Source organism: Arenibacter echinorum (genome assembly GCF_003259375.1).
Taxonomy (GTDB): Bacteria; Bacteroidota; Bacteroidia; order Flavobacteriales; family Flavobacteriaceae; genus Arenibacter; species Arenibacter echinorum.
This window is the reverse complement of the sequence record NZ_QLLN01000003.1, coordinates 384,837-403,984: the sequence shown is the minus strand read 5'-3', so window position 1 is coordinate 403,984 and position 19,148 is coordinate 384,837. Positions and strand designations below refer to the sequence as shown.

11 protein-coding genes and 1 tRNA gene are annotated in these 19,148 nt (G+C 39.0%); 4 read left to right on the top strand and 8 right to left on the bottom strand.

The window, feature by feature from the left end:
- The first annotated feature begins 9 nt into the window (after nt 1-9).
- From LV92_RS08840 to ribB, 3 genes are read left to right on the top strand one after another with little or no spacing between them, the layout of a single operon-like run.
- Nucleotides 10-654 carry a LolA family protein gene (locus LV92_RS08840; protein ID WP_111623282.1) on the top strand — a complete coding sequence of 215 codons (645 nt, stop codon included), beginning with the start codon at nt 10-12 and terminating at the stop codon, nt 652-654.
- Between the two features lie 24 nt (nt 655-678).
- Complete coding sequence (locus LV92_RS08835) at nt 679-2,142, top strand: LptF/LptG family permease (protein WP_262511297.1); 1,464 nt, start codon at nt 679-681, stop codon at nt 2,140-2,142.
- Complete coding sequence (gene ribB / locus LV92_RS08830; RefSeq protein ID WP_111623280.1) at nt 2,139-3,281, top strand: 3,4-dihydroxy-2-butanone-4-phosphate synthase; 1,143 nt, start codon at nt 2,139-2,141, stop codon at nt 3,279-3,281. The genes LV92_RS08835 and ribB overlap by 4 nt, the downstream gene beginning before the upstream one ends.
- Nucleotides 3,282-3,303: 22 nt before the next feature.
- Here ribB and LV92_RS08825 read toward each other — a convergent pair whose 3' ends face one another.
- The 8 genes from LV92_RS08825 to LV92_RS08780 all read right to left on the bottom strand — a co-directional run bounded on the left by LV92_RS08825 (nt 3,304) and on the right by LV92_RS08780 (nt 18,822).
- Entirely contained in the window at nt 3,304-7,341 is a 4,038-nt protein-coding gene (locus LV92_RS08825) for a hybrid sensor histidine kinase/response regulator transcription factor (RefSeq protein ID WP_111623279.1), read from the bottom strand.
- Nucleotides 7,342-7,494: 153 nt separating this feature from the next.
- Nucleotides 7,495-9,816: a GH92 family glycosyl hydrolase gene (locus LV92_RS08820; RefSeq protein ID WP_111623278.1), complete on the bottom strand. Its 2,322-nt coding sequence runs from the start codon at nt 9,814-9,816 to the stop codon at nt 7,495-7,497.
- A 353-nt stretch (nt 9,817-10,169) separates the two neighbouring features.
- Nucleotides 10,170-11,813, bottom strand: a complete 1,644-nt coding sequence (locus tag LV92_RS08810; protein WP_170126304.1) for a RagB/SusD family nutrient uptake outer membrane protein — start codon at nt 11,811-11,813, stop codon at nt 10,170-10,172.
- 17 nt (nt 11,814-11,830) lie between these two features.
- Nucleotides 11,831-14,908, bottom strand: coding sequence for a SusC/RagA family TonB-linked outer membrane protein (locus LV92_RS08805; RefSeq protein ID WP_111623275.1), 3,078 nt, complete (start codon nt 14,906-14,908; stop codon nt 11,831-11,833).
- A 404-nt stretch (nt 14,909-15,312) separates the two neighbouring features.
- Complete coding sequence (locus tag LV92_RS08795; protein ID WP_111623273.1) at nt 15,313-16,098, bottom strand: 3-keto-disaccharide hydrolase; 786 nt, start codon at nt 16,096-16,098, stop codon at nt 15,313-15,315.
- A gap of 72 nt (nt 16,099-16,170) precedes the next feature.
- Entirely contained in the window at nt 16,171-17,367 is a 1,197-nt protein-coding gene (locus LV92_RS08790) for a DegT/DnrJ/EryC1/StrS family aminotransferase (protein WP_111623272.1), read from the bottom strand.
- 50 nt (nt 17,368-17,417) lie between these two features.
- The gene (locus LV92_RS08785) at nt 17,418-18,050 is read right to left on the bottom strand and encodes a nitroreductase family protein (protein ID WP_111623271.1); all 633 of its coding nucleotides are present in this window, start codon (nt 18,048-18,050) and stop codon (nt 17,418-17,420) included.
- 13 nt (nt 18,051-18,063) lie between these two features.
- The gene (locus LV92_RS08780; protein WP_111623270.1) at nt 18,064-18,822 is read right to left on the bottom strand and encodes a sulfite exporter TauE/SafE family protein; all 759 of its coding nucleotides are present in this window, start codon (nt 18,820-18,822) and stop codon (nt 18,064-18,066) included.
- Nucleotides 18,823-18,931: 109 nt separating this feature from the next.
- Here LV92_RS08780 and LV92_RS08775 point away from each other — a divergent pair.
- Nucleotides 18,932-19,016 (top strand) — tRNA-Ser (locus LV92_RS08775).
- The last annotated feature ends 132 nt before the right edge of the window (nt 19,017-19,148 follow it).

Here is a 19,148-nt window from a genome sequence, read left to right as displayed (position 1 = left end):
TAGAAGAAAATGAAAATTAAATTATCTATTATATTATTGGTATTATCTACTTCAGTATCTATGGCCCAAAACTCTGCAAAGGCCAAAACTTTGTTAGATGAAGTATATAATAAAGTAAAAAGTTACGACAATATTTTTGTAGACTTTAAATACAGCCTTAATAACGAGGAGGCCAATATAAATACGGAAACGCGAGGGGATGTAACCATGCAGGGCGATAAGTATTTATTCAATTATTTGGGTTCCAAGCAAGTGTATGATGGAAAAAAGGTATATACCGTTGTTCCAGAAAATGAAGAGGTGACCATTGAAGAGAAATTGGATGATGAAAACACCATTACACCATCTAAAATGCTTACCTTCTATAAGCAGGGGCACAACTATGACTGGGACATTTTGCAAAATATCCAAGGAAGGAAAATACAGTTTGTGAAGTTGACACCGATCGATACCAACTCAGAGATCAAATCTATTTTGTTGGGCATAGATGTGGAGACCAAACATATCTATAAACTTATTGAAACAGGGAAGAACGGTACAAAAACGACCATTACTGTTAATTCTTTTAAAATAGACCAGCCCTTGTCCAAAACCTTATTTACTTTTGACGAGAACAAGTATAAAAATGATGGGTATTACATTATAAGAAATTAGACATTGAGAATTCTAGACCGATATATATTATCGAGGTTCCTTTTTAATTTTCTCAGTTCGTTCGTAATACTGATGTTTATCTTCGTATTTCAGACGATCTGGTTGTTTATTGATGATTTTGCAGGAAAGGGATTGGATATTTTCATAATCGGAAAATTCCTGTTTTACCTTATGCCCAACCTAATGGAACGGGTAATTCCCTTAACAGTATTACTTTCTTCCATACTAACCTTTGGATCCTTTGCGGAAAATTATGAATTTGCAGCTATGAAGGCCTCTGGTATTTCCCTACAGAGGGCCATGTTGCCACTTATTGTTTTTGTTACGTTTTTGGGAGGGGTCACTTTTTATTTCGCCAACAATATTATTCCTATCTCTGAACAAAAAATATATAATTTAAGAAGGAACATTGCCAAGGTCAAACCTGCGGCAATAATTTCTGAGGGGGTTTTTAGTGATTTGGAAGGTACGGAAATGAATATGAAGGTGGACCGTAAATATGGGGAAAATGATCGATTCTTGGAAAATGTCATCATTCATGAAAAATCTAAAACAAAAGTCAATACCACTGTAATCAAGGCCAAATCAGGAGAACTAATCAGCAGTGAGGATTCGGATATCTTACAGTTGGTATTAAAGGACGGGCATTATTACTTGGACGTGTCCACTAAAAATAATAAGGAGAAGAAGAAAAATCCTTTTACCAAGGCCAATTTTAAGACTTATACCATCAACAAGGATCTTTCAGATCTTAATGATGTTGATTTGGAAGAGGAGAGAGATGTAAGCACGGATAAGATGAAAAATATTTCCCGCTTAACCAAGGATATAGATTCCCTAAAGGACGACAATGTAAAACTGGTAACTGCTTTTTCCAAGAATATTGTAGGTAGAATGGGCGCTTTCGTACCTTTGAAAAAGCCTGATTCTTTAGCCCAAATTACAATCGATAAAAAAAAGAAAGAAATGGATTCTTTGGGTACCAAGATGGATACTGATAGTATATTGGCCATCTATCCTTCATGGCACCAGACACAGATTTTAAGCTCTGCAAAAAGTGCCACTTCAAATATTATAACAAGTATTCAAGGAAAGAAAAATGAGCTTCAAATAAAATACAAGATATATCGTCTTCACATTTTATCGCTACACAAAAAATATGCCTTGGCTTTATCCTGTATTATTTTATTCTTTGTTGGGGCCCCTTTGGGTGCTATCATCAGAAAAGGTGGTTTAGGTTTGCCTATGGTTATCGCAATTGTTCTATTTCTAACTTATTATTTTATTGGTGTATTTGCCGGAAATTATGCCAAGGAAGGAAATATAAATCCTATTATAGGGGCATGGCTTTCTACATTTATAATGTTACCTTTAGGTGTTTTCCTTACCAGAAGGGCAACGGCGGACAAGGGATTAATGTCCTTTGGGAGTATTTTTGATTATTTTAAGGCCGTATTTAAGAAGAAAGAAAAAATTGCTGTAACATGACAACAAAAGTTGAAAAGACTATTACGCTAAATACCATTGAGGAGGCTATTGACGATATAAGGCGGGGCAAGGTAATTATTGTAGTGGATGATGAAAATAGGGAAAATGAAGGGGATTTTTTGGCAGCCGCAGAATTGGCAACTCCAGAATTGATCAACTTTATGGCTACCCATGGTAGAGGACTTATCTGTGCACCACTCACCGAAGGCAGGTGCAAGGAATTGGGTCTGCACATGATGGTTCACAATAACACTGATCCTATGGAAACCGCGTTCACAGTTTCTGTAGATTTAAGGGGCAATGGTGTTACCACAGGTATTTCTGCAGGAGATCGAGCAAGTACCGTTAAAGCGTTGACAGATGCAAATATCAAGGCCCATGATTTGGGTAGGCCTGGACATATATTTCCCCTTGTTGCCAAAGAAGGTGGTGTATTAAGAAGAACCGGACATACCGAAGCTGCTATCGATTTTGCCCGTTTGGCCGGACTAAAACCTGCCGGGGTCATCGTTGAGATCATGAACGAGGATGGGTCTATGGCCAGATTGCCCCAATTGGTAAAAGTAGCCAAGACATTTGATCTAAAAATTGTGTCTATCGAAGCCTTGATCGCTTATCGCATGGAACATGATAGTCTTATCCGTAAAAAGGAAGATTTTAATATAGTTACCAGATTTGGAGAATTTAGATTGAGGGCGTACCAACAGACCACCAATAATCAGGTGCATTTGGCGCTGACCAAAGGAACTTGGCAAAAAGATGAAAAGGTCCTGACCAGAATAAATTCTACCTTGATCAACAATGACATTTTAGGTACCCTTACCAACAATCCGGATAAAAAATTGGAGGACATGTTCAATGCCATCAACGAAGAAGGCAAAGGGGCTATAGTCTTTATAAATCAGGAAACCGAATCCTTGAACCTATTGGTCCGTTTAGGCGAACTTAAGGAATTGCAAAAACAAGGAATATACAAGGCCCCCAAGGTGGATATGGATGCCAAGGATTTTGGTGTTGGAGCTCAAATATTGCACGATTTGGATATTGCCAAAATTAGGTTATTGAGCAATTCTAGTCACACCAAAAGAGTGGGGCTTGTAGGTTACGGACTGGAAATTGTGGATTACGTAAACTATTAAGGTGGGTTCACTTTTGTAGCTACTATTTGATCACATTGCTTGGAGGATATCCGAACTGTTTTTTAAAACAGCGGCTAAAATAGTAAGGGTCGTTGAATCCAACCATAGTTGATACTTCGGAAACATTGTACTTTTTGGTATTTAACAATTGAGCTGCTTTTTTTAACCGAATCGTTCTTATAAATTCATTTGGAGCCAGATCTGTAAGTTCCTTTATTTTTCTGTACAATTTGGAGGAACTCATTCCCAATTCCTGGCATAGGTATGCAGTATTTATTTCCAAGTTGTCTATATCTACCTCTATCAATTTAATGAGTTTTTCCATGAATTTCTCATCAATGGGAGAGTGTGTTAAGGTTGTTACGTCGCTTTCTGCCTCCCCGGAAAATTTACCTTTCAGATCCATTCGCGATTGGATAATATTTTCGATCCTCGTTTTTAATAGGGAGGGATCAAATGGTTTTACCAAATACCCATCGGCTCCAGAACTATAGCCCCTAATCTTATCGTCATTATCGGATAGCGCCGTTAGAAGTATTACTGGTATATGGCTTATATCCCCATCATTTTTTAGCGCTTTACAGAATTCAAGTCCATCCAATACGGGCATCATTATATCGGCAACGCAGAGTGCGGGTTTTATTTGCCTACATATCTCTAATCCCTTTTCTCCATTTTCTGCCTCAAAGACCTTGTAGTAGTCCGATAAAAAGTCTACCAAATAGTTACGCAATTCGGCATTGTCCTCAATAATGAGTATTCTTTCCTTTAAATGGGCACTCTGGTTTATTTTTTTACTGGGAATTAAATGGGGCGAATGTTCTATAACCGGACTCTGACCATACTCGAATACTTCACTTTCTTCATAAGCCTCGTAATCTATGGGGATTTTGATGGTAAATACACTACCCTTATCGGCCTGACTTTGCACAGCAATGGTTCCTTTGTGAAGTTGTACCAATACCTGAACAAGGGAGAGCCCTATTCCAGACCCGGTATTGTTTATCTTACTGTTGGGCGCTTGATAAAAACGCGTAAATATTTTTTCTTGACTTTCCAAAGGAATCCCAATACCGTCATCACTTATTTCAACTACCAATTCCGTTCTACCATGTACCGATTGGGTTCCCACAAAAACGTCAACATGGCCATATTTATGGGTGAATTTTAAGGCATTGGACAACAAATTGTACAGTATTTTATCATACTTGTCACGGTCTACATAGCCTTCGATCATTTCACTTTCACAAATAAGGCTAAACTCAATTTTTTTGTCGTCCGCCAGCTCCTCAAAAGAGCGAAATGTATTTCTGGTGTGCAATAAAATGTCCGTATGGGTAACTTTTAAACTCAATTCGCCAGACTGTGCCCTTCTAAAATCCAACACCTGATTCACTAGGTTTAGCAGCCGGTTGGCATTTTGTAGAATCATTTGGTATCGGCTCAATTGAAACTGGTTACCACTAGTTTCACCATCTTCTATAAGTTGCTTGGTAGGTCCTAGTATAAGGGTTAAGGGGGTTCTAAGCTCGTGTGAAATATTGGTAAAAAACCTTAATTTTTCGTTGCTCAATTTTTCATCACGTTCCCTTTTTACTTTCTCCAACAACAATTGGTGCTTTAACCCAAGTCGAGCTTTCATCTGTTTGCGTACCACATAGAATATAAGAAACAGCAGTAGAATAAGAATGATCAAGGACTGGTAGGTAAACCAAAAAGGCGGAAGGATCTTTATTTGGTAAGAAGAGACATCGCTCCATACCCCGTGACTGTTCATAGCCTTTACCTCAAAGGTATAATCGCCAAAAAACAGGTTGGTGTACTGCACCGTACGCTGTCGTATATCGACCGTATTCCATCCCTTGTCAAATCCTACTAATCTATAGCTGTACTTATTGAAGCGTTCACTGGTGTAGGAAGGACTGGAAAAAGTAAGTGAAAAATTCTTGTTGACATTTTCCAAAACCAATTCGCGACTTAAATTTATGTCGGAAGTAAGTATTTGTTGATCGTTTAAAATACTTCCCACTTCCAAATCGGTATTCTGAATTTTGATATTCGTGATCAGGGGAGCCGGTGATATATCATTGTCTTTGATGTCTGATGGTGAAAAGGAAATAATTTCATTTTTGCCTCCCAAATAGATGTGGGAATCATCGGCGTAGTAAAACCCCGTTAAGCTAAATACGTCCAACCTATTACCACTATCGGTATAATATATTTTTAGTTCGTTGGATAGCTTTTTGTATTGGGCAATACGATTATTGTTCATATTTAGCCATAGGCTGCCGTTGGTATCGGATACCACATCGGTAATCCAACTGCTTTTTAATTCCGCCGGCTCCATAATTGGGACAAAATTATCCAAATCGGGATCGTAGTAATCCAACCCCATCCGTGTCGCTGCCCAAATTTTCCCTGACGGATCAATGGTGATATCACTGACGTTTTCATGTGACAAACTAATGTTTTCGTCTAAATCGGCGTCATATACATGCGTATTTCCACTTACTGGGTCAAATTGAATAACCCCTGTTTGGGAGGCGAACCAAATAGTGCCATTATTATCCACCACACATTTATTAATGGGACGTGAAGGCAATAATATTCCCGTTCCCTTTACAGGTGACAAGGTTTCTGTATTGATAATTACCGCCCCCTCTCCATGAGCGCCAACCACCATCTTTTTGTTACCTAAATCTGCGAAAGCAAGAATTGGAGACCTACTAAAGCCAACATCAAATACGGACGCTTTACCACTGCTGTAATCGTAACGTAAAATATGACCTTCCCATAGTCCACAGTAGAATATGTTGCCATCCATGGTAAAAATACTGGCTATGTCCTTTTGGTTATTGAACAAGGGTCTATAATGGCCATTGTCCGAAATAAAGAGGCCATTATGTCTTGTAGCCACTATGATCTTATTGTCTTTGGTTTTTGCAAATCCACGAATACGGGGTACCTGATTCCCAATATATTGGGAAATATCCGAGTTATAATTAAATTGATTATTATAAGGATCGTATTTCTCCAGGCCGTCTTCCGTGCCAATCCATAGCACGCCTGAGGTATCAAAATACAGTGCTGCCACCAAATTATCCGCCAAGGAATCATCATCCGATAATTCCGAGTAATACCATCGGTATTCTTGAAGTACAATGTCCTCCAGTTCGTCTACCACTAGGATTCCGCCTAGGGTTCCCAGCCAATATTCACCGTTGGGCGCCCTGGCTATCGAAATAAAGTATGGCCCCAATTTATCCCTGACCTTAGAATCTTTTAAATACAAATTTCTAAAAGAATCGGTCTGCGCTTCCAATTTATATAGTCCTCTCCTACTCCCCACAAATATATCCGATTTGTGATCCTCATAGATAAAATTGACATATGGGTTTGTTTCGGTCGACTCCGAAACTTCCAAGGTGTATTCCCTTATTTGCCCGATGTTACCTGTATTGTCCAGGGAAATTTTGGCAATGCCCGCAGTGCCATAACTTGCAATCCATATATATCCCTTGGAATCTTCAAATATGTCCTTGACGTAATTATAGCCTTCTAGTTCTACTTTCTTAAAATACTGGGTTTCGGGATTATAGATAAAAAGTCCTTTATCCTTGGTTCCCACCCACACTTGCTTGAAACGATCTATATGTACAGACCTGATCTCCCCATCTTGCAAAGCGTTTGGATCATTAACATTAGGAAGGAAGGTTCGGAAGGTGTGGGTGTCCAACTTATAAAGTACAAGTCCCTTTCTTGTGCCGATCCATAATTGATTGGATTCCCTATCCAATTCCAAGTCCGTAATATCATCGTCCGGGATGGTATTGTTAATTTCGGACGAGCTGGTAAAAGTTTTAAACTCATAACCGTCAAAACGATTCAATCCTGAAAAAGTACCCAACCACAAAAAACCCCGGTCGTCCTGAATAATATGTCTTACGGAATTATGGGATAGACCATTGTGGTCATTATAATGTTCAAACTTTATTGTCTGGGCATGCAGGTTCCAAATGGAGACCATAAATACCAGCAGAAATTGAAGTTTGTTTCCCATAAAGTAATTATCACTAACTTTTTAATAGGCAATATAAGGAGCCTTGGATGCTATAGTTTAAACACCTCAAATAAATTAGCCATAGTGAACTAGTATATTTGAGGTGTTTTATTTGTTGTTCCTGTAAAACCCTAATGCATCACTTTATCCTTATTATTCCTGTGAATTCATGGAAGGTACGGACCCCATGGTAAAATCCAAAGTGGTCCCTTTTAAAATATCGGAATGACTAATGTAATTTTGGTCCGATACCATTCCATTTATTTTTATTGCATTTAAATAAGGCTTATCCGAAGCTGTACCTGGGGCATTGATGACCAATTCCTTGCCATTTGCCAAACTTATGGTGATTTTATCAAAAATGGGGCTGCCAAATTCGTATATAGGATTGTCCTCGGTACCCCCGTTCATTTGAAAAAGTCCTATTTTCATCAATACGGCCAAACTACCCATTAGTCCTTGGTCCTCATCCCCGTTGTATCCGGTAGCTGGAGACAAACCGCTAAAAGCTCTATCCACTACTTTTCTGGACCAAAACTGCGTTAAATCCGGCCTTCCCAATTTATTAAATACAAAGGCTGTTTGCATGGAAGGCTGATTTCCATAATTGATCGGTATTTTTCTATATTCGGGATGCAATTCCAGGGCATGTGAATTACCAGAAGTAAATCCTAGTTTTTCCGCCGTTTGGAATTGAAGGTTTAGTTTTTCCACAGCTTTTTCATTGCCTCCCATAAGATTAGCCAGACCGCTAAGATCGTGCGGTACAAACCAAGTGGCTTGGGCCCCGTTGGATTCTACAAATCCGTGCTGATGTTGGTACGGATCAAAGTTTTTGGTCCATACACCATCTACATCTTTTGGTCTCATCCAACCCACAGTCTTATCAAACACATTTTTGTAATTTAAGGAGCGCTCCATGAAATAGTTGTAATCCTCTTCATTTCCTATTTTTTTGGCCAATTGTGCCAAAGTCCAGTCCTGATAGGCATATTCCATGGTTACACCTGCACCTTCCTGATGGCCACCAAATTTTCCTTCTGGAATGGGATAAGGTACGTAACCATCCCTAATATAGTATTTTAATCCACCCCCAAGTGCGGTATTATGTTCATATCCAGCTCTTTCCATAATTCCGCCTGGCATATGATTTATCTTTAACGCCTCATATATGTCCTCTAAATTTTGTGTAACTATACCTTTCTGTATGGAGCTGACAATAAATGGTGTGGATGAGGCCCCGGTCATTACATAGGTATAATTACCGCCCGAAGGCCCACGGGGAACCAATCCCCCATCCATTTGGTACTGCAATAAGGATTGAACAAACTCTTCCATAATTTCAGGATACACTAAGCCCCAAAGTGTGTTTATGGTCCATTGGGCACCCCAGAAGGAATCGGAATTATAGTGGTTGAATTTTGGTTTTCCGGCTGCATCCAAAGGTATTTGCCCTATTCTGAAGAGCTCCCCTGTATTATCGGGATAGGCCCCGTTAACATCGCTTATAACCCTTCTACCTTGCAAGGCATGCCATAGATCCGTATAAAACCTTTTTTGGGAGGTTTCCGTGCCGCCCGCGATTTTTATTCTACCTAAGGCATTGTTCCATTCTTCCTTGGATTCCTTTACAATCCTTTCGAAATCCCAATGGGACAGTTCCGCATCTATATTGGCTTTGGCATTTTCTGCAGAAGTATATGAAATGCCAACTTTCATCAAAAGCTGGTCGGAGTCATTGCCCAATCCGATCAAATAGTTTCCGGTTTCTTCATCCTTGTTTACCCCACCAACTTCTCTATCCAAAATAATATGGAAAAATAATTTTACCGGTTTTGGCCTTCTATGGGTCGGTGCCATGACAAGCTCACCTGTAAGATTCTTAGCATTTACTTTAATTAGTTTGCCATCTAAATTTTTACAAGGCCCCAACATGCCATTAAGGTTAAAAAGAATAGCCGCATCCTTATTTTTTGGATAGACATATTTATGAAAACCAACCCTTTTGGTGCTAGTGAGCTCTACATTAATTCCATATTTTTCCAAAGCTAAAGAATGATAACCCGGCGACACTTTTTCATGGTCATGACTGAATTTGGATTTAAAATCCTTAAAAATGGACTTGTTGTTATCTTCGGATATGGTTACCGGAAGTACGGATAGTCCTGAAAGTTGCCAGGCATGGATATGGCTAAAACCTTGAATGGTATCTACCTTATATCTATATCCGCTTCCCCACGCCCCGTCCACTTCCGTATCCGGACTTAGATTTACCATCCCGAAAGGGCGACTTGCCGATGAAAAGAAAAACCATCGTGAATTTTCGGTATCCAATTGTGGGTATACCAGTTCTACAGGACTTTTTGCCGTGGTTTCATTAGTTTGTTCAACTTTATTTTCTTTGCAGGAATTAAGGAACGTTGCTAGTAGCACGGTGCCGAGAATAGCCGACAAGGATACTTTGACTAATTTCATTTATTAATTGATTTATGGTTCAGTTCTAAATTTAATGGATTGGAGTCCAATATTTCAAAAGTAGGAAATCCATTCTTGTGTCTTAGAGATTTAGGGTAATAACTATTTAGATGTTTGGTATTTTTAATTATATGTGCTCTATGATGATAGGTTATTGGTCCAGATTTATTTAATGTGATTTGTATTGCTTCTGGCTGGGCCTTTATAATCATCCCTTATTCTTCTATAGATTGTATTGTACATGCTTGGATGAAATGATTTTCGGCTTAAAAAATATGGACAGGGATAAACGAACCCCCGTCCATAATTCTAACTAAACTAACTCAAACAAAAATTTCTAAAATCATTTCCTATTAATAATTAGGGTTTTGCACCATCGTGTTTGGAGATAGGGCAATCTCCCTAGTGGGTATTGGTCGTAATAAATGTTTTGAGGAATCAAAAGCACCATGATCTATGACATGTGGGTTATATGAATTGATTCTTTCTTCCAATTTCCCCATACGCTTTAAGACGGCCCATCTATTATCCTCCCCAGCAAGTTCCAAGGCGTTCTCGACAAGTATGTCATCCAAATCTATGGTTGAATAATGATCAGCTACACCTGTTGCCCGTTCCCTCACACGATTTAGGTGAAAGAGGCCCTGAGCAGTGTTTCCAGCGCCTAAGAATGCTTCTGCCGCCAATAAATGAGTTCCTGCAACCCTAAAGATAAAAGTGTCACGTGCACCACCGTTTTGATCAAAATAAACCTCATCATCAAATTTTTTCATGATCGGGAAGTGTGTAAAAAGGCCGGTAGAATATAAATAGTTTACCCCTGTAATATCAGCTGGTTTACCGTACAGGTATTGATCTGGTTGATATACCCAGTATCTCTCCAATTTATCGGTAAGTTCTGTTAAATCAAGTGCTTGTTTTGGGAAATATACAACAGTATCTCCAGGCACAATTGTGTCGTCTCCCCAAGCAGCATCTTCGTCCGCATAAAGCACTCGGTGTATAGTGGCATCTTCTCGAGTGTCGTTATCCTCAAATAAGGAATAGAAATAAGGAGTCATCATTTGACTTCCATCCGATACACCATATTGATTGGCTCTACTTACACCAGGTAATTCCTGTACTCCATACATAAATAAGGAATGCTTGTTATTATTTCTATCTTCCGTAAATTCATTATTTTCCCATTGGGCAGCAAAAAGTATTTCAGGGTTTACCTGGTTGTCATAGTCAAATACCTGAGCGAAAGACTGGCTTCTAATATCGTAGGAACCTATGGCCTGTACGGCCAAATCTGCCGCTGTTTGAAAATCGTTACTACCGGCAAAAGATTTGTAAGCCCTAGTCAAATAAACTTCCGACAACAAATGTTGTGCTGCCCTTTTTGAAAATCGTCCTGTTTCCGGTTCATCCTCAAGGTTTGGTATGGCAGCTTCCAACTCACTTATTATCAATGAATAAGTAGCTTCTTCTGTAGAACGGGTATAATCGTTACGTATGCTTAAAGGTTCTTCAAGTCCTAGATCTACACCACCGTATTGTACGGTTAAATTAAAAAATGCCAACGCTCGCAACGCACGTGCTTGAGCTATACCATACGCTTTAGCGTCCAAATTATTATCACTCCAACTAATTTGGTTTTCAAAACGGTTGATTGCCGTATTAGCTTTTGCAACCACATTGTAATTACTGCTCCATACACCATTGGTTTCAGGTGCTACAAAATTGGTGTAATCGTTGGTACTGTTAAACGAAAACAATTCATTTTTAGCAGTAAAAATGTCTGTACCTTCAAATTTATAACTGTGATTTCTGTAAGTTGCCCTTGTAGCCGTATAAACTCCAACCACTAATTGATCGGCATTATCTTCATTAAGAAAGGTTTCACTGGTTACATCTGAATAGGCATCCTCTTGTATATATTCATTACAGGAATTCAATACTATTGAAAAAACCAGTAATGTTATACCTTGTTTTATGTTTTTATTTATTTTCATCTTTAACATTTTTAAAATTAATACGACAACTTAAGTCCGAATAATACTGTTTTTATCATATAACCTGCGTTGTATGTATTATTTAATCCGGTTTCAGGGTCTGGACCAGCATAATCGGTAAACGTAAAAGGATTTTGAAAATCTAGAGTTAATCTTAAGCTAGACATTTTTAGCTTGTCCAACAATGCTTCTGAAGCATTATAACCTAGACCGATGTTCCCGATTTTTACAAAATCATAACTTGTGTAATAATTATCTCCTGTTGAAGCATAATACGCTGCGGGGTATTTTGCATCTGGATTGTTAGGCGTCCAATAATCCAGATTTACCTTATTAAATTTTGCTCGGTCGTTTTGCCAAGGTGCAAAGTTGTTATAAAACTCAGAGTGTCCGTAAGTGCCTTGTCTGGTGTACATTTGTAGGGACAAATCCAAATTCTTATAGGCAAAAGTATTTGTCATACCTCCAATCCAATCGGGTGATATGGATCCAATTACAGTGTTGTCATCTTGATTTAAAACACCATCGTTATTAAGGTCCGCATACTTCCATTGACCGGGAAAAGCATTGTAGCTATGTGCTTCAGCAGCTTCATCCAATTGCCAAATACCTGTTATTTTGTAACTGTATATGGCATCTACAGGTTCTCCTATTTGGCGTACTCCATGATTTCCGTATGGAAGTTTGTCTATACCACCATCAAGCTCTAAAATTTCATTTTTGTTCCGTGCATAGTTTAAACTTGTAGTCCATTTAAAATTTTGTGTCTGGACATTGGTGGTATTTAGGGTTATTTCAACACCTTTGTTACTAACAGATCCGTAATTACCAATTGCAGTGCTATATCCTGTTATTGCCGATAAGGTTTTGCCTAAAATAGCATCCACAGTTTTTTTATTGTAAACTTCCAGTCCTAAGCGTACTCTATTGTTGAGTATACCTAAATCTAAACCAAAGTTATACTCCTTAGAGCGTTCCCATGTTAAATCATAGTTGGCCAGTCCTGCTACTTGCACACCGTTTAAATGGTCACTTCCATAAACATAGTCGGCTCCATTTAAAAACGCCAGTGACTGGTATGGTTGAGCCACATTGTCATTACCTGACTCACCATAACTTAAACGTAATTTAAGATTACTTAACCAATCTACATCTTGTAAAAAGTTTTCCTCGCTGGCTTTCCAAGCAAATGCGGCCGATGGGAAGAATGCCCACTCATGTCCAACAGCTAGTTTGGAAGATCCATCATACCTACCTGTAAAGGTGAATAAATATTTATCATCTATACTATAGTTTAACCTACCAGCAAAAGACGACAGGGTTTCTTTTTCATAGTCAGTGGCGTAATTATATACATCCAGTCCGGCAGCAGTATTATAAAATTTATAGGCATCGGTATCAAAGTTCCGAGTTTCAATTTTACTGCTTTCATCTTGTCTATAATATACGGAAGAAATTAGGGTAGTTTTTAGGTTATGACCTTCAGCAATATCAAAATTTAGATCTACAATATTATCCCAGGAATAAGAAGTATTAAAAAACGCATCATAATATTGGCGTGTTCGAGGTGCTTCATTTCTTGCCGATTTTGTAAGCAAGCCGAATTGCTGCCCATGTCTTATAGTTCTTAAATTAGGCGCGAACTGTGTTTTAAAGCTTATCCATTTTGTAGGTTGATACTGCAAAAATACATTGGCAATTACGTCCAGAGTTCTTGTGTTATTTAACCATGCATCTTCATAAGCTTCATAATACGGGTTTGTAAAACGTCCATCCTGATCGTCAGGAAATAGAATGAGATTGCCATCCGGGTCACGAGGATTTACTGTAGGTGACAAACGCAAGGTGCTTCTAAACAATTCATTACTACCGGTTTCACGTTCTGATAGTGATAAATAAGCCTTTAAACCTACCGTGAATTTATCGGATACTTTTTTGGTTATAGAAGTATTTAAGTTATAACGATCGAATTTCTCAATTCCCATGACCCCTTCATTGCTCAAGTAACCTATAGATCCATTATATGTCAATCCATTACGACCACCCGACATACCTAAATTGTGACTGGTTTGAATACCAGTTTTTAGATAATCGTTTTGCCAATCGGTATAGCGGCGGTTGGCCACATTATCGGCTTCTTCATTTGACGATCTAAATTCGTCTGAAAAATCTACAGGTGTATTGTTGTAATCGTCTACCGTTGGGTAATACGGTGTGTTAAAATCAAAAAGGCCTTGCCAGTTTCTACTTCTTATAACATCTTCAACAAAACCCACAAACTCATCTCCATTATACATATCCGGTTTATTGGCTACTGAGTTGATACCTACAGTAGTCTCGTATGTGAAAACCGTTCTTCCTTCAACACCATTTTTAGTAGTAATAATTACCACACCATTGGCACCTCTAGATCCATAAATTGCCGTGGCCGAAGCATCCTTTAAAATGTCTATTTGTTGGATGTCAGCTGGGTTTAAGATGTTTATGTCATCAAAAAACACCCCATCTACCACATATAATGGACTGGAAAGGTCGGTTGCCAGGTCATCATTTAGTCCATCGCGTGTTTCATTAGTATTCTGTATAACGGTATTACCCCTAATATCTATTGATATTGGTGCCCCGGGCTTGTTATTATTGGCCCTCACATCAACACCAGCAACACGCCCTTGCAGTGCCTGACTAATATCAGTTTTTTTCTGCTCGGTAATTGCCTGTGCATCCAAAGAAGCTACCGCTCCTGTTAAATCGGTTCTTTTAACAGATCCGTAGCCAATAACAACTACTTCTTCAAGACCTGTAGCATCTTCTACTAGTGTAATGGTGTAGGAAGAGGAACCGTCCAATTTTACTTCCTTGCCCACATATCCTATATAGGATATTACTAACACCGCATTGGTGTTGCTTACCGATATGGAAAAATTTCCATCAAAGTCCGTCACTACCCCATTGGTGGTGTTTTTTACCACTACGTTGGCTCCGGGGAGCGGAACATTTTGTTCATCCAATACCGTTCCTGTCACAGTGGTTTGTGCCCAGGAAACCGTTGATACGCCCATCAATAAGACAAGCAATAAAGATTTCAGTTTGTTCATATTACATTAGTTTGTTAATTATTAAGGGCTAAGCTAATGTTAAGAAAACGTGAAGGGATGGACATATTTCCCAAAAACATGGATAGAATTGTCAAAGCCCCGTATAATGGGGTGTTAGCAGCCTATGTATATTGGAAAATAGGTTGCTATTGGTTTGAAAATAGACCAATTACGGTGTTACATAGGTGGCATACAACCCACTTTTTAAGAATAATTGGAAATATAAATCGGTAAAAGAAGGTGCCTTTTGCCATTACTTTAAATCCCGTTTTAAGACAAAAAAATACCTCCAAGCCAAATTGCTTAGAGGTATTTTGTATCATTATTTTGTTAGGATGAATTATATAACCCTGCTAAAAGAGGTTAAATAGATACTCCAATTGGCATGGACTAACTTTAGGGGTCTATAATTTTCTTAACCAAATATTTCTGAACTGTGTTTTATTCCCGTGATCTTGGAGGGATATTACATCATCTCCATGGGCCGAAGGATAGTTGTGTAGTCCAATATAGTAGGTTATTCCATTAATCACCGTATTGTTCTGGACCAAAACACCATTATGCAATACGGTTATTCTAGCTTTGGCATCCAAACGACCGTCTTCCTTAAATCGGGGCGCCGTATAAATAATGTCGTAGGTATTCCATTCCAACGGACTTTTCATAGCATTCACCAATGGAGCCTCGTCCTTATAGATACTTGCTGCCTGTCCGTTACGGTAAGTTCTGTTGTTGTAGGAGTCCAAAATTTGAAGTTCGTACCTATTTTGCAAAAACAATCCACTATTGCCCCTACCCTGGCTTTCTCCTTCAACCACATCCGGAGCACTAAACTCCAAATGTATCTGACAATCCCCGAATTTCATTTTTGTACTTATACCACCAGACCCTGGCACTACTTCCATATGGTTATTGTCAACAATTTTCCATGGTGCCGGCTTTGAATTATCTTTTTGACTTGTCCATTGATCCAAATTTGTGCCGTCAAATAATATAATGGCATCAGACGGGGCATCCCCTAATTTTTTTGCTGGTACCACAACTTCAACTTCCGGCTCCCATATTTCTGTCATTTCAGCTTTCATAGGCATTGGGGATACTTCTGGAGGGGTACCACCTTTGTTTTGAGCTATCACTTGCATGGATAACACTGCCGCAAATAGGCATAGGAAAGAAGTCTTTGTATTCATGATCTTTTGGTATTTTGATTTTGGTTTAATAGTTATAATAAAAAATAAATATAGGCATAATGCTTCATTTTATCAGGAAAGTTGATTCTTTATGATTTCAGCCATTTTGTTGGCACGGACCGCAACTTCATCTTCCGACCAGCCCAACTTGATTAAACAGGATATATTTCTACTGACCCAATGATCGGACTTGGAGAAATCCGAAGCTTCATAATTTGGAAGCCCGTTTTTAATTTCCTTGGAAAAACTATTCAAGCCATTCAAATCCTTCAAATGATTCCATTTTCGGTAATAATGCCAGTTATTGTCGAACCAATAAAAACAGGCATCCACACCATTTTCAGAAAAAGCCTTGATCGTCTTTCGAGCCGTTTCTTCCGTTGGAAGATAGAAACTTAGAAAGGAATAGTTTTCAACACCGTTTTTAGGAACTCTTCTGAAGCTAACTCCAGGAATTTTTTCCAAAGTTGAACGTAAGATGGAATAATTTTTTTTCTGGGTCGCAATAAAATCGTCCAAACGTTCAATTTGTGCAAGGCCTACGGCTGCATGTAATTCGGAAATCCTATAGTTATATCCAAGGATGGGATGGTCCTCTGCTCCCCTATCCTTACCAATATGGTCATGTCCATGATCGGAATATTGGTCGGCACTTTTATAATATTCTGAGCTATTGGTAATGATGGCTCCACCTTCCCCACAGGTTATGGTTTTAACATAATCGAACGAAAAACATCCCAAATCCCCATAACTTCCCAAGGGTTTGCCTTCATAGCTGCCACCTATAGCCTGACAGGCATCTTCCAGTAGAATTAGGTCATGCTTGTCACATATACTTTTTAATGCTGCCAAGTCCGCCATGGATCCGCACATATGTACAGGCATCACTACTTTGGTTTTACTGGTAATGGCTTTATCAACAGCAATTGGATCTAAGGTAAGGGTGTCGTCCACATCCACTAGGATGGGAATAGCTCCAACCGAGAGGACTGCTTCGAAGCTTGCCACAAATGTAAATGTCGGCAATATAACCTCATCTCCTGCGCCTACTTTGGCACAGGCCAATGCCACTGTTAAGGCAGCAGTACCACTGCTCACCAATTGTGCGTGGTTTACTTGCATGCGTTTTTGCAAGGCCTGTTCCAATTCCTTGGCTTTCCAATGGCCATTCCTCATGCCATCAAATCCATACCTCATCAATACTCCTGAATCCAAAACGTCATTCACCTGTTTACGTTCCTTATCTCCAAAAAGTTCAAATCCTGGCATATCTTATTCTTAATTATTAGCTTATTAAATCGATTTTTTTTTTGATGGGATCAGGGTATATGAATGATGCTTTCATCCAAATCCCTCCGTACTTTTTTTAAGGTAGCAAACATATCGTCTGTTGCCCTATAGCCAACGGGAAGTACCAATACCGAAGTAAGCCTTAGTTTATCCAGCCCCAACAACTCGTCATAGGACGTTGGCTGAAAGCCTTCCATGGGGCAGGCATCAATCTCTTCCAGAGCACAAACGGTAAGCAGCGTCCCTAATGCCAGATAGGCTTGATTGGTGGCCCATACCCTGACCTCTTCCCTTTCCTTTTTAGAGAAGCTTTCGACCAGTGCACCCTTAAATGGATCAAGTATTTCATCTGAAGTATTTCTAATTTGCTGTACCCTGGCAAAATAGTCGTGGATAAATTTTTGGTCAATTTGCTTTTCAATGCAAATAACAAAAACGTGCGATGCTTGAGCCACCTGCTTTTGGCCATAAGAAAACTTTACCAACTCTTTTTGTAGCTCCTTATTTTGAACCACCAATAATTTGATGGGTTGTAACCCGTAGGAAGTGGCCGTTAAGTTAAAGGCTTGCTTTAATTTATCCAGTTTATCCTCCATCAACATCTTATCGGCATTGAACTTCTTTACAGCATAGCGCCATTCCAATTTCTTGATAATATCCAAAATTTATTTTCTTTTAATTAAAAAACCATAGTTTAATGGACATGAAAATAACCACAATGATGAGAAGTATTTTCACAATCCTGTCCCCTTTGTCCACGGACCATCTGCTGGTTAACCAGCCCCCGAGCGTCTGTCCAGAGGCCAAAGTTAAGCCTATTTCCCAATTCAGCTTGCCGTTCAACCCAAAAAGTATTAAAGCAGCACTGGTGTACACCACCATCACCACGGCCTTAATGACGTTGGATTTCATTAATGTAAGGTGATTGATCGTCGATAATACCAATAAAACAAAAATACCGGTTCCGGCTTGTATAAAGCCTCCATAAATGCCAATAAAGAAAAAGGAGACTATGGCCCAAAATTGTCGTTTTCCCGTAATTAATTCCTCAAAATTGTCAATGCGTATTCTTGGTTGTACTAGCATTACAATAACTATAAGGACCATTACAATAGCCAATATCTTATTAAAAGCAGTTTCATTGATGTCTATGGCCAATTTGGAACCAATTAGCGTACCTATGGTGGCTATTATGGAAAGGTACAAAATAAACGGACTTGCAATTGCCTTGCCCTTGCTCTTATAACCAGCAACATTGGCAATACCTTGGGTAAGTACGGCTATCCTATTGGTACCGTTGGCTACACTGGCTGGTAGCCCTATAAAAATGAGGATGGGTAAGGTGAGTAGGGAACCGCCTGCAGCCAAGGTATTGAGTGCTCCAACCACCAGACCCAACAAGGCCAAAAGCACATAATGGTACCATTCTTCCATAAGGCAAAAATAAGGTCTTGGAGAGAATCTATCATTATCAAAATAATTAAATAAAATTCCCCTTTTCTTTTAAAAAGAAAAAAAAGGTTTCTATATTTGCACCCGCTAAGGAGAAATGGCAGAGTGGTCGAATGCGGCAGTCTTGAAAACTGTTGAGGGTCACACCTCCGGGGGTTCGAATCCCTCTTTCTCCGCAAAAGGAAACCCACAACTTTGGTTGTGGGTTTTTTGTTTCCTGCATCCACATAAGTTTTATGTAAATAAGCGGAAGGACTATTTGATTGATCTTATGCTTTGAAGGCCCCATTAATATGTAGAAATTACCT